Origin of the sequence: Luteimonas sp. BLCC-B24, assembly GCF_028550595.1 — a bacterium.
Lineage (GTDB): Bacteria > Pseudomonadota > Gammaproteobacteria > Xanthomonadales > Xanthomonadaceae > Luteimonas.
The window spans coordinates 874750-884752 of sequence record NZ_JAQQGN010000001.1; the positions used below are offsets into that span (position 1 = coordinate 874750).

Consider the following 10003-nt stretch of genomic DNA (forward strand, 5'->3'; position numbering starts at 1 on the left):
TTACTCCTCGACCTTGCCGCCAGCGGCTTCGATCGCCTCGCGGGCACCGGCCGTGGCCAGCACACCCTTGAGCACGAGCTTCTTGCTGATCTCACCCTTCTTGACGATCTTCGCGCGCTTGGCGGTGCTCGGCACCAGCTTGGCGGCACGCAGCGCGGCGAAATCGATGTCGCCATCGAGCTTGTCGAGCTGGTAGAGCATCACTTCGGCGGTGTCGAGCTTGAGCTTGGAGCGGAAGCCGACCTTCGGCAGGCGCTTGCGCAGCGGCATCTGGCCGCCTTCGAAGCCGGCCTTGATCTTGCCCTTGCCGGCGCGCGCGAACGAACCCTTGTGGCCGCGACCGGCGGTCTTGCCGAGGCCCGAGCCGATGCCGCGGCCGACGCGGACGCGCTCGGTGCGGGCGCCCTGTGCGGGCTTGAGAGAATTGAGCTTCATTTCGATTATTCCTCGACCTGGACCAGGTAGTGGACCTTGTTGATCAGGCCACGGACCTGCGGGCTGTCCTTGAGTTCGCGCACGTCGTTGAGCTTGTTGAGGCCCAGCGCCTTCACCGACAGGCGGTGCTTGGCCTGCGAACCGCGCAGACCCTTGACCAGACGCACCTTCACGGTGCCGCCGGCGGCTTCCTTCTTAGCCATTGATCAGATCCTCCACCTTCTTGCCGCGCTTGGCCGCGATCTGCGCCGGCGAATGCATCTCGTCGAGACCACGGATCGTCGCGCGGACCAGGTTGATCGGGTTGCGCGAACCCACGGCCTTGGCCAGCACGTCCTTGACGCCCACGGCTTCGAGCACGGCGCGCATCGCGCCACCGGCGATCACGCCGGTACCTTCCGACGCGGGCTGCATGAACACGCTCGCGGCACCGTGACGGGCCTTGACCGTGTGCCACAGCGTGCTGCCGTTGAGGTCGACCGACTTCTGGTTCTTGCGGGCCTGCTCCATCGACTTCTGGATCGCGACCGGCACTTCGCGCGCCTTGCCGTAGCCGAAGCCGACCTTGCCGTTGCCGTCGCCGACGACCGTCAGCGCGGTGAACGTGAACTGGCGACCGCCCTTGACGGTCTTGCTGACACGGTTGACCGTGATCAGCTTCTCGATCATGCCGTCGTCGAGTTCCTCACGGTCACGATTGCGATCGCGCCCGCGGTTTTCCCTTTCGTTTGCCATCTGGATTGCCTGTAGTGGAAGAAGGATGTACGGCTCGTGCCGCTTGGAGTTGGAAAGTGGATCGGTGAAACGCGGACGCGGCACACAAGGCCGCGGGCGTCCGGCACACCCCGTGCCGGCGGGTCAGGCGATGCCGGGCACGAGGCCCGACACCGACAGCGTCTGAATCAGAACTGCAGGCCGCCCTCGCGCGCCGCATCGGCGAGCGCCTTGATGCGGCCGTGATAGCGATAGCCCGAGCGGTCGAACGCGATCTTCTCGATGCCGGCGGCCTTGGCCTTCTCGGCGATCGCACGACCGACCTTGGTCGCGGCGTCGGCGTTCTTGCCGTTCTTCAGGCCGTCCTTGACGTCGGCCTGGGTGGTGCTGGCGGCAGCCAGCACCTTGGAGCCGTCGGCGCTGAACAGCTGGGCGTAGATGTGCTGGCCGGTGCGCAGCACCGACAGACGCGGCACGCCCAGGACACGGATGTGCGCGCGGGTCGACTTGGCACGGCGCAGGCGGGCGGTATTCTTGATGCTCATGCTCTTGATCCTCGGGAAGCGGATGGGCCTTAGGCCTTCTTGGCTTCCTTGCGAATGATGGTTTCGTCGGAGTACTTGACGCCCTTGCCCTTGTACGGCTCCGGCGGACGGAATCCGCGGATCTTGGCGGCGACCTGACCGACGAGCTGCTTGTCCGCACCGGCGACCACGACTTCGGTCTGGGTCGGCGTGGTGATCGTGATGCCTTCCGGCGCCTGGAACACGACCGGGTGCGAGTACCCGAGCGAGAGGTTCAGGTCCTTGCCCTGCACGGCCGCACGGTAGCCGACGCCGACGAGCTCGAGCTTGCGCTCGAAACCGGTCGAGACACCGTGGACCATGTTGGCGACGATCGCACGCAGCGTGCCGGTGAGGGCGATCTGCGACGGATCGTTGGCCGACAGCACGGCATTGCCGTCCTCGACCTTGATTTCGATATCGCTCGGCTTGGCGAGCGACAGGGTGCCCTTCGGCCCCTTGACGCTGACCAGCTCGGGCTGGATGTTCAGTTCGACGCCCTTCGGAAGGACGACCGGCTTCTTGGCAACTCGGGACATTGTGCGCTTACTCCCTTAGGCCACGAAGCACAGGACTTCACCGCCGACGCCCTGCTGGCGCGCCTGCGCGTCGGTCATGATGCCCTTCGACGTGGAAATGATGGCGATGCCCAGGCCGTTGAGGACCTTCGGCAGCGCGTCCTTGCCGCGGTACTGGCGCAGGCCCGAACGCGAGAAGCGCTGCAGGCGCTCGATCACCGGACGGCCTTCGTAATACTTGAGGACGATCTCGAGCTCGGCCTTGGCGCCGTTCTCGGTCACGCGGAAATCGCCGATGTAGCCCTCGTCCTTCAGGACGTTGGCAATGGCGACCTTGATCTTGGAGGACGGCATCTTCACCGTCTGCTTGCCCACAGCGGCCGCATTGCGAATGCGGACCAGCATGTCGGCGATGGGATCAGTCATGCTCATGATGATTACCTTCTGAGTGCACCGATATCCGCTTTCGCGAATTTCTAGTTGTGACCCGCCCACACGGACGGGGGTACTGCGTGAGGGGCGGTATTGTACAGGTCCGGCGCCGGAGCGCCAGACCCGTGACCGCCCGCTCGATTACCAGCTGGCCTTGCGCAGGCCGGGCACGTCACCACGCATGGTGGCTTCGCGCAGCTTGTTGCGGCCGAGGCCGAACTTGCTGTACACGCCGCGCGGGCGGCCGGTCATCGCACAACGGTTGACCTGGCGGGCCGGCGACGAATCGCGCGGCAGCTTCTGCAGCTTGGTCACCGCCTCGGCCTTTTCCTCGTAGCTCGCGCTCTCGCTGCTGATGATCTTCTTCAGCGCCGCACGCTTCTCGGCGTGCTGCTTGGCCAGCTTCTGACGCTTGGCCTCGCGGTTGATCATGGACGTCTTTGCCATGTATGGATCCTCGTGATTCGTAATCGGTGATTCGTGATTGGACAGAGCGGGTTCGTGCAGGCTGTAGCCGTCACGAATCACCAATCCACAAATCACCAATCACAGCTTCATCAGTTGCGGAACGGGAAGCGGAAGGCTTCCAGCAGGGCCTTGGCTTCTTCGTTGGTACGGGCGGTCGTGGTGATGGCGATATCCATGCCGCGGATCGCGTCGACCTGGTCGAAGTCGATTTCCGGGAAGATGATCTGTTCCTTCACGCCCATGTTGAAGTTGCCGCGACCGTCGAACGAACGCGCCGACACACCGCGGAAGTCGCGCACGCGCGGCAGCGAGACGTTGACCAGGCGGTCGAAGAACTCGTACATGCTGTTGCGACGCAGCGTGACCTTGCAGCCGATCGGCCAGCCGTCACGGATCTTGAAGGAGGCCACCGAGACGCGCGACTTGGTGACCAGCGGCTTCTGGCCGCTGATCTTGGCCATGTCGGCCGTCGCATTCTCAAGCACCTTCTTGTTCGCGGCCGCCTCGCCCACGCCCATGTTGAGCGTGATCTTGGACAGGCGCGGGACCTGCATGATGTTGGCGTAGCCGAACTGCTTCATCAGCTTCGGCACCACCTCATCCTTGTAGAACTGTTCCAGACGCGTCGTCATTTGTGCATTCCTTAGGCGTCGAGCGCCTCACCGCTCGAGCGGAACACGCGCAGCGTGCGTCCATCCTCGAGTGTCTTGGTTCCGATGCGCTCGCCCTTGCCCGTGGCAGGGTTGAACGGCATCACGTTCGAAGCGTGGATCGGCGCTTCACGCTCGACCACGCCGCCAGCCTGGCCGGCCTGGGGGTTCGGCTTGGTGTGGCGCTTGATGATGTTGATGTTCGAGACGACGACCTTGTCGCCGACCACGCGCACCACATCGCCGCGCTTGCCCTTGTCCTTGCCGGCGATCACGATCACGTGGTCGCCCTTCTTGATTCGATTGGCCATTTTGATGTTCTCCGCTCAGAGCACTTCGGGCGCGAGCGAGACGATCTTCATGAACTTCTCGGAACGCAGTTCACGGGTCACGGGCCCGAAGATGCGGGTGCCGATCGGCTCCTGCTTGTTGTTCAGCAACACGGCGGCATTGCCGTCGAAGCGGATCAGCGAACCGTCCGGACGGCGAACACCCTTGCGGGTGCGCACCACGACGGCGTCGTAGACCTCGCCCTTCTTGACCTTGCCGCGCGGAATCGCTTCCTTGATCGACACCTTGATGATGTCGCCGATCGCGGCGTAGCGGCGCTTGGAGCCACCGAGCACCTTGATGCACATCACTTCCTTGGCACCGCTGTTGTCCGCCACATCGAGGTGGCTCTGCATCTGGATCATGGTCTGCCCTCCTCGTTATTCGGCGGCGCGCGCGACGATTTCCGCCACGCGCCAGTTCTTGGTCTTGGACATCGGCGCGATCTCGACCACCTTCACCAGATCTCCTTCCTGGCAGGCATTGTCGGCATCGTGCGCGTGGAGCTTGGTCGAACGCTTGATGTACTTGCCGTACAGCGCGTGCTTGACCTGACGCTCGACCAGCACCGTGACGGTCTTGTCCATCTTGTTGCTGACCACCCGGCCCTGCACCGTGCGCTGCTTCTTCTCAGTATTCATGGTCGGGTCCTTACTTCTTCTGGCCGATCAGGGTGTTGACGCGCGCGATCTCGCGGCGCACCCGACGGGCTTCGTGCGTCTTCGTCAGCTGGCCGGTGGCCTTCTGCATGCGGAGCGAGAACCGCTCCTTGTGCAGCTCGAGGAGATGCGCCTGCAGCTCGTCGGCCGACTTCTCGCGGAGTTCCTTGGTCGTAGCCATCAGCGCACCGTCCGGGTCACGAATTGGGTGGTGACCGACAGCTTCGCGGCGGCCAGGCGGAACGCTTCGCGTGCCACCGACTCCTCGACGCCCTCGATCTCGAAGATCATGCGGCCGGGCTGGATCTGGGCGACCCAGTATTCGACGCTGCCCTTGCCGGAGCCCATTCGGACTTCGATCGGCTTCTTGGTGATCGGCTTGTCCGGGAACACGCGGATCCACATCTTGCCGCCGCGCTTGACGTGACGGCTGATGGTCCGGCGGCCCGCTTCGATCTGACGCGCGGTCAGCTGACCGGTCGCGGTCGAACGCAGACCGAACTCGCCGAAGCTGACGGCATTGCCGCTCCACGCCAGGCCTTCGTTACGGCCCTTGTGCATCTTGCGGTATTTGGTTCGCTTGGGTTGCAACATGATTAGTCCCTCGCCTCGCGCTCGCGACGCGGACCACGACGGTCGCGGTCACCGCGATCACCACGGTCTCCGCCACGCGGCGTGTCGTCCTGCTTCTCCTGGCCCACCTGGCTGAAATCGAAGATCTCGCCCTTGTAGATCCAGGTCTTGATGCCGATGATCCCGTAGGTCGTCTTGGCCTCGGCGAAGCCGTAGTCGACGTCGGCGCGCAGCGTGTGCAGCGGCACGCGACCTTCGCGGTACCACTCCGAACGTGCGATTTCGGCGCCGTTGAGGCGACCGGCGACGTTGACCTTGATGCCCAGCGCGCCCAGGCGCATCGCGTTGCCGACCGCACGCTTCATCGCGCGGCGGAACATGATGCGACGCTCGAGCTGCTGCGCGATCGATTCGGCGACCAGCTGCGCGTCGAGTTCCGGCTTGCGGACCTCGGTGACGTTGATGTGCGCCGGAACGCCCATCATCGTGCTCACGTCCTTGCGCAGCTTCTCGATGTCCTCACCGCGCTTGCCGATCACCACGCCCGGACGGGCGGTGTGGATGGTCACGCGCGCGGTCTTGGCCGGACGCTCGATCAGGATCTTGCTGATGCCGGCCTGGGCGAGACGCTTGCGCAGCATCTCGCGGACCTTCAGGTCGGCAGCCAGGTACTCGGCGTATTCCTTCTTGCCGGCGTACCACTTGGAGTTCCAGTCCTTGGCGATGCCGAGGCGGATGCCGGTGGGATGAACTTTGTGACCCATATTACTTGCCCTCTCCCACGACGACGGTGATGTGGCTGGTGCGCTTGAGGATGCGGGTACCGCGTCCCTTCGCACGCGCCATGAAACGCTTCAGCGTCGGACCTTCGTCGACCGTGATGGTCGCGATCTTCAGCTCGTCGACGTCGGCACCGGCGTTGTTCTCGGCGTTGGCGATCGCCGATTCCACGACCTTCTTGATCATGTGGGCGGCTTTCTTGTCCGAGAACTTCAGCAGACCGACGGCGCGCTCGACCGGCAGACCACGCACCTGGTCGGCGACCAGGCGTGCCTTCTGCGGCGAGATGCGCGCGGTCCGCAGGATCGCGGTGCGCTTGTTGACCTCGGTGCGAGCGCGCTTCTGCTCTTCGAGGCGGGCTTTTGTTGCCTTGTCCATTGTGCGCTCCTTACCTGCCCGACTTCTTGTCGCCGCCGTGACCCTTGAAGGTCCGGGTCAGCGCGAATTCGCCGAGCTTGTGGCCCACCATGTTCTCGTTGACCAGCACCGGGACGTGGTTCTTGCCGTTGTGGATGGCGATGGTGAAACCGATCATGTCCGGCAGGACCATCGAGCGACGCGACCAGGTCTTGATCGGCTTCTTGGTGTTGGAACCCGCGGCTTCCACCTTCTTGATGAGGTGGTGGTCGACGAAGGGACCCTTCTTGAGTGAACGTGCCATGGTCGATTAGCTCCTGCGATCGCGCACGATGAACTGCTGCGTCCGCTTGTTGTGGCGGGTCTTGTAGCCCTTGGTCGGGACGCCCCACGGGGTGACCGGGTGCGGATTGCCCTGACCGGCCTTGGCCTCACCACCGCCGTGCGGATGGTCGACCGGGTTCATGGCCGCACCGCGGACGGTCGGCTTGACACCGCGCCAGCGCTTGGCACCGGCCTTGCCCAGCTTCTCGAGGCTGTGCTCGTCGTTGCTGACCTCGCCGATGGTGGCACGGCACTCGGACGGCACGCGACGCACTTCGCCCGAACGCAGACGCACGGTGGCGTAGACGCCTTCGCGCGAGACCAGCTGCACGCCGGCACCAGCGGCACGCGCGATCTGCGCACCCTTGCCCGGCTTCATCTCGATGCAGTGGATGGTCGAGCCGACCGGGATGTTGCGCAGCGGCAGGGTGTTGCCGGTCTTGATCGGCGCGTCCGAACCGGAGATCACCTGGTCGCCGGCCTTCAGGCCCTTCGGCGCGATGATGTAACGGCGCTCGCCGTCGACGTAGCACAGCAGCGCGATGTGCGCGGTGCGGTTGGGATCGTACTCGATCCGCTCCACGCGCGCCGGAATGCCTTCCTTGTCCCGCTTGAAGTCGACGATGCGGTAGTGCTGCTTGTGGCCACCGCCGATGTGGCGGGTGGTGATGCGGCCGTGGTGGTTGCGACCGCCGGTGGCGGTCTTCTTCTCGACCAGCGCAGCGTGCGGCGCACCCTTGTGCAGATCGGGGTGCACGACGCGGACCGCGGAACGGCGGCCGGCGGACGTGGGCTTGAACTTCATCAATGGCATCGGGGCTTCCTCAGACCTTCGCGTTCATGACGTCGATCGACTGGCCGTCGGCCAGCTTCACGTAGGCCTTGCGCCAGTCACCGCGGCTGCCCTGGCGCTGACGGAAGGACTTTTTCTTGCCCTTCACGTTCAACACATTGACCGCCTCGACCTTGACGTCGAACAGCTTCTCGATCGCGGCCTTGATGTCGGCCTTGGTGGCGACCGTCGACACTTCGAACGCGTACTGGTTGGACACTTCCTGCAGGCGCGCGGTCTTTTCGGACACGCGCGGCGCACGGATCACTTCATAGAGCTTGGCGTCGTTCATGCCAGCCACTCCTCGATCTTCTTCACCGCATCGGTGGTGATCAGCACGGTGTCCGCGCCGACCAGGGCGACCGGATCCAGACCCTGGACGTCGCGGATCTCGACGTAGGGCAGGTTGCGGGCCGACAGGTACAGGTGCTCCGAAGCGTCTTCGGTCACGATCAGCGGGCGCTTGCCCAGATCGAATTCCTTGAGCTTGGCGACCATGCCGCTGGTCTTGGTCTCGGACAGGTCGAAGGTCTCGACGACGGTCAGACGGCCCTGGCGGTTGAGCTCGGACAGGATCGCCGACATCGCCGCGCGGTACATCTTGCGGTTGACCTTCTGCTCGAAGCTGCGCGGCTTGGCCGCGAAGGTCACGCCGCCGCCGACGAAGATCGGAGCGGTCAGGGCGCCGTGGCGTGCACCGCCACCCTTCTGCTTCTTCGACTTCTTGGTCGTGCCGTTGACTTCCGAACGGGTCTTCTGCGCCTTGGTGCCGGCGCGACCGGCGTTGCGGTACGCAACGACCACCTGGTGAACCAGGTCTTCGCTGAAATCGCGGCCGAACACGGCGTCAGACACCGAAAGCTTGGCGCTGCTGTTGTTGATTGCGAGTTCCATCGTGCTACTCCTTATGCCTTGCTCGACGGACGCACGATCACGTCGCCACCCGGCGCGCCGGGGACGGCACCCTTGACGGCGATCAGGCCGCGCTCGGCGTCGACCTGCACGATCTGCAGGCGCTGCGTGGTCTGCTGCTCGGCACCCATGTGGCCGGACATCTTCTTGCCCGGAAACACGCGGCCCGGCGTCTGGCGCTGACCGAGCGAACCCGGCTGGCGGTGCGACAGCGAGTTACCGTGCGTCGCGTCGCCCATCTTGAAGTTCCAGCGCTTGATCGTGCCCTGGAAGCCCTTGCCCTTCGTGACGCCCTGGACGTCGACGATCTGGCCCACTTCGAAGATGTCGGCCTTGATCTCGCCACCGACGCTGAAGTCGGCGATCGTGTCGTCGGCCACGCGGAGCTCCCACAGGCCGCGGCCGGCTTCGACCTTCGCCTTGGCGAGGTGACCGGTTTCCGGCTTGTTGAGCAGCGATGCGCGCTTGACGCCGGCGGTGACCTGCACGGCGCTGTAGCCGTCGGTGTCGACGGTCTTGATCTGGGTGATGCGGTTCGGGGTCGCCTCGATCAGCGTCACCGGCACGGACTTGCCGTCTTCGGTGAACACCCGGCTCATGCCGGCCTTGCGGCCGACGATGCCCAACGAATGAATCTTCGCGGTCATGGTGCGGTCCTTTAGGTCAGCTTGATCTGGACGTCGACGCCAGCCGCGAGCTCGAGCTTCATCAGCGCGTCCACGGTCTTGTCGTTCGGGTCGACGATGTCGAGCACGCGCTTGTGCGTGCGGGTCTCGTACTGGTCACGCGCATCCTTGTCGACGTGCGGCGACGTCAGGATGGTGTAACGCTCGATCTTGGTCGGCAGCGGGATGGGGCCACGCACCTGCGCGCCGGTCCGCTTGGCCGTTTCGACGATCTCGCTGGCCGAACGGTCGATCAGGCGATGATCGAACGCCTTGAGGCGGATCCGGATCTTTTGGTCCGTCATGACGGAAATATCCTTGGTTAAAAGAGCGACGGGCCTGCGGCTGGGTGCGCAGAACCCCAATGAATTCGTGGCGATCCGGCGCATACACCCGCGCACCGGGGCCATTCCCTGCAAACACGAAAGGCAGACCGGTCACCCGATCCGCCCAGACACCAGAAGTTCAGACGCGATGATCCGCTCCATCCCTTCGTGCTCCGGACAATTCCGGAACGGGTGGAGCACAGCCTCGCGACATTTCCGTGTCTGGCGAAGACGAGGGCATCCTGCACCTCATTTCGCGGTCCCGCGGGCATCGAAACGACGATCCCGCAGCGGTCTTGCATTCTAGCGGGTAGCACGGGGCGGGCGCAAGTCCCTGACCCGTGGAAAGCGAACGGACCGGGAGACCGGTCCGTTCGCTGGATCGCGTCCGAGCGCGCGAAGCGCGCTCGGACCAGGGCGTTACTTGATGATCTTGGCCACCACGCCGGCGCCGACGGTACGGCC

At 64.5% G+C, this 10003-nt stretch carries 21 protein-coding genes; all 21 read right to left on the bottom strand.

Annotated features, from left to right (window positions below):
* Positions 1 to 441 carry a 50S ribosomal protein L15 gene (gene rplO / locus PQS31_RS04255; protein ID WP_176483188.1) on the bottom strand — a complete coding sequence of 147 codons (441 nt, stop codon included), beginning with the start codon at positions 439 to 441 and terminating at the stop codon, positions 1 to 3.
* Complete coding sequence (rpmD, locus tag PQS31_RS04260; protein ID WP_096208146.1) at positions 441 to 638, bottom strand: 50S ribosomal protein L30; 198 nt, start codon at positions 636 to 638, stop codon at positions 441 to 443. Before rpmD ends, rplO begins: the two co-directional genes overlap by 1 nt.
* A complete protein-coding gene (gene rpsE / locus PQS31_RS04265) occupies positions 631 to 1170 on the bottom strand; it encodes a 30S ribosomal protein S5 (RefSeq protein ID WP_272761419.1) in 540 nt (179 codons plus the stop codon). Before rpsE ends, rpmD begins: the two co-directional genes overlap by 8 nt.
* Positions 1171 to 1337: 167 nt before the next feature.
* Positions 1338 to 1694 carry a 50S ribosomal protein L18 gene (rplR, locus tag PQS31_RS04270; protein WP_272761420.1) on the bottom strand — a complete coding sequence of 119 codons (357 nt, stop codon included), beginning with the start codon at positions 1692 to 1694 and terminating at the stop codon, positions 1338 to 1340.
* 29 nt (positions 1695 to 1723) lie between these two features.
* Positions 1724 to 2251 carry a 50S ribosomal protein L6 gene (rplF, locus tag PQS31_RS04275; protein WP_272761421.1) on the bottom strand — a complete coding sequence of 176 codons (528 nt, stop codon included), beginning with the start codon at positions 2249 to 2251 and terminating at the stop codon, positions 1724 to 1726.
* 15 nt (positions 2252 to 2266) lie between these two features.
* Positions 2267 to 2662, bottom strand: coding sequence for a 30S ribosomal protein S8 (gene rpsH, locus PQS31_RS04280; RefSeq protein WP_096208150.1), 396 nt, complete (start codon positions 2660 to 2662; stop codon positions 2267 to 2269).
* Positions 2663 to 2803: 141 nt separating this feature from the next.
* Positions 2804 to 3109 (bottom strand): 30S ribosomal protein S14, encoded by a 306-nt coding sequence (gene rpsN / locus PQS31_RS04285; RefSeq protein ID WP_272761422.1) that lies wholly within the window; start codon positions 3107 to 3109, stop codon positions 2804 to 2806.
* Positions 3110 to 3219: 110 nt separating this feature from the next.
* Positions 3220 to 3762 (bottom strand): 50S ribosomal protein L5, encoded by a 543-nt coding sequence (gene rplE / locus PQS31_RS04290; RefSeq protein WP_272761423.1) that lies wholly within the window; start codon positions 3760 to 3762, stop codon positions 3220 to 3222.
* Positions 3763 to 3773: 11 nt separating this feature from the next.
* Positions 3774 to 4091, bottom strand: coding sequence for a 50S ribosomal protein L24 (rplX, locus tag PQS31_RS04295; RefSeq protein ID WP_096208153.1), 318 nt, complete (start codon positions 4089 to 4091; stop codon positions 3774 to 3776).
* 15 nt (positions 4092 to 4106) lie between these two features.
* A complete protein-coding gene (rplN, locus tag PQS31_RS04300) occupies positions 4107 to 4475 on the bottom strand; it encodes a 50S ribosomal protein L14 (protein ID WP_150928980.1) in 369 nt (122 codons plus the stop codon).
* Positions 4476 to 4490: 15 nt separating this feature from the next.
* Positions 4491 to 4751 carry a 30S ribosomal protein S17 gene (gene rpsQ, locus PQS31_RS04305; RefSeq protein WP_180545806.1) on the bottom strand — a complete coding sequence of 87 codons (261 nt, stop codon included), beginning with the start codon at positions 4749 to 4751 and terminating at the stop codon, positions 4491 to 4493.
* A 10-nt stretch (positions 4752 to 4761) separates the two neighbouring features.
* Positions 4762 to 4950, bottom strand: coding sequence for a 50S ribosomal protein L29 (gene rpmC, locus PQS31_RS04310; protein ID WP_272761424.1), 189 nt, complete (start codon positions 4948 to 4950; stop codon positions 4762 to 4764).
* Positions 4950 to 5363, bottom strand: a complete 414-nt coding sequence (rplP, locus tag PQS31_RS04315; RefSeq protein ID WP_096208156.1) for a 50S ribosomal protein L16 — start codon at positions 5361 to 5363, stop codon at positions 4950 to 4952. Before rplP ends, rpmC begins: the two co-directional genes overlap by 1 nt.
* 2 nt (positions 5364 to 5365) lie before the next feature.
* Positions 5366 to 6106 carry a 30S ribosomal protein S3 gene (gene rpsC / locus PQS31_RS04320; RefSeq protein ID WP_272761425.1) on the bottom strand — a complete coding sequence of 247 codons (741 nt, stop codon included), beginning with the start codon at positions 6104 to 6106 and terminating at the stop codon, positions 5366 to 5368.
* 1 nt (position 6107) lies between these two features.
* Positions 6108 to 6500 (bottom strand): 50S ribosomal protein L22, encoded by a 393-nt coding sequence (rplV, locus tag PQS31_RS04325; protein ID WP_055246839.1) that lies wholly within the window; start codon positions 6498 to 6500, stop codon positions 6108 to 6110.
* 10 nt (positions 6501 to 6510) lie between these two features.
* Positions 6511 to 6783, bottom strand: a complete 273-nt coding sequence (rpsS, locus tag PQS31_RS04330; RefSeq protein ID WP_096208158.1) for a 30S ribosomal protein S19 — start codon at positions 6781 to 6783, stop codon at positions 6511 to 6513.
* A gap of 6 nt (positions 6784 to 6789) precedes the next feature.
* Positions 6790 to 7617 carry a 50S ribosomal protein L2 gene (rplB, locus tag PQS31_RS04335; protein ID WP_096208159.1) on the bottom strand — a complete coding sequence of 276 codons (828 nt, stop codon included), beginning with the start codon at positions 7615 to 7617 and terminating at the stop codon, positions 6790 to 6792.
* 10 nt (positions 7618 to 7627) lie between these two features.
* Positions 7628 to 7927: a 50S ribosomal protein L23 gene (gene rplW, locus PQS31_RS04340; protein ID WP_272761426.1), complete on the bottom strand. Its 300-nt coding sequence runs from the start codon at positions 7925 to 7927 to the stop codon at positions 7628 to 7630.
* The gene (rplD, locus tag PQS31_RS04345) at positions 7924 to 8529 is read right to left on the bottom strand and encodes a 50S ribosomal protein L4 (RefSeq protein WP_272761427.1); all 606 of its coding nucleotides are present in this window, start codon (positions 8527 to 8529) and stop codon (positions 7924 to 7926) included. Before rplD ends, rplW begins: the two co-directional genes overlap by 4 nt.
* An 11-nt stretch (positions 8530 to 8540) precedes the next feature.
* On the bottom strand, positions 8541 to 9194 hold the full coding sequence (rplC, locus tag PQS31_RS04350; protein WP_272761428.1) for a 50S ribosomal protein L3: 654 nt from the start codon (positions 9192 to 9194) through the stop codon (positions 8541 to 8543).
* Between the two features lie 11 nt (positions 9195 to 9205).
* A complete protein-coding gene (gene rpsJ, locus PQS31_RS04355) occupies positions 9206 to 9517 on the bottom strand; it encodes a 30S ribosomal protein S10 (RefSeq protein ID WP_047137645.1) in 312 nt (103 codons plus the stop codon).
* Positions 9518 to 10003: the final 486 nt, after the last annotated feature.

Coding starts and splice junctions, on each gene's coding strand:
- rplV (WP_055246839.1), bottom strand. CDS start 6,500: ATGGACAAGGCAACAAAAGCCCGCCTCGAAGAGCAGAAGCGCGCTCGC.
- rplR (WP_272761420.1), bottom strand. CDS start 1,694: ATGAGCATCAAGAATACCGCCCGCCTGCGCCGTGCCAAGTCGACCCGC.
- rplF (WP_272761421.1), bottom strand. CDS start 2,251: ATGTCCCGAGTTGCCAAGAAGCCGGTCGTCCTTCCGAAGGGCGTCGAA.
- rpmD (WP_096208146.1), bottom strand. CDS start 638: ATGGCTAAGAAGGAAGCCGCCGGCGGCACCGTGAAGGTGCGTCTGGTC.
- rplE (WP_272761423.1), bottom strand. CDS start 3,762: ATGACGACGCGTCTGGAACAGTTCTACAAGGATGAGGTGGTGCCGAAG.
- rplC (WP_272761428.1), bottom strand. CDS start 9,194: ATGACCGCGAAGATTCATTCGTTGGGCATCGTCGGCCGCAAGGCCGGC.
- rplX (WP_096208153.1), bottom strand. CDS start 4,091: ATGGCCAATCGAATCAAGAAGGGCGACCACGTGATCGTGATCGCCGGC.
- rpsS (WP_096208158.1), bottom strand. CDS start 6,783: ATGGCACGTTCACTCAAGAAGGGTCCCTTCGTCGACCACCACCTCATC.
- rpsN (WP_272761422.1), bottom strand. CDS start 3,109: ATGGCAAAGACGTCCATGATCAACCGCGAGGCCAAGCGTCAGAAGCTG.
- rpsQ (WP_180545806.1), bottom strand. CDS start 4,751: ATGAATACTGAGAAGAAGCAGCGCACGGTGCAGGGCCGGGTGGTCAGC.
- rpsH (WP_096208150.1), bottom strand. CDS start 2,662: ATGAGCATGACTGATCCCATCGCCGACATGCTGGTCCGCATTCGCAAT.
- rplN (WP_150928980.1), bottom strand. CDS start 4,475: ATGATCCAGATGCAGAGCCACCTCGATGTGGCGGACAACAGCGGTGCC.
- rpmC (WP_272761424.1), bottom strand. CDS start 4,950: ATGGCTACGACCAAGGAACTCCGCGAGAAGTCGGCCGACGAGCTGCAG.
- rplP (WP_096208156.1), bottom strand. CDS start 5,363: ATGTTGCAACCCAAGCGAACCAAATACCGCAAGATGCACAAGGGCCGT.
- rpsJ (WP_047137645.1), bottom strand. CDS start 9,517: ATGACGGACCAAAAGATCCGGATCCGCCTCAAGGCGTTCGATCATCGC.
- rplW (WP_272761426.1), bottom strand. CDS start 7,927: ATGAACGACGCCAAGCTCTATGAAGTGATCCGTGCGCCGCGCGTGTCC.
- rplD (WP_272761427.1), bottom strand. CDS start 8,529: ATGGAACTCGCAATCAACAACAGCAGCGCCAAGCTTTCGGTGTCTGAC.
- rplB (WP_096208159.1), bottom strand. CDS start 7,617: ATGCCATTGATGAAGTTCAAGCCCACGTCCGCCGGCCGCCGTTCCGCG.
- rpsC (WP_272761425.1), bottom strand. CDS start 6,106: ATGGGTCACAAAGTTCATCCCACCGGCATCCGCCTCGGCATCGCCAAG.
- rpsE (WP_272761419.1), bottom strand. CDS start 1,170: ATGGCAAACGAAAGGGAAAACCGCGGGCGCGATCGCAATCGTGACCGT.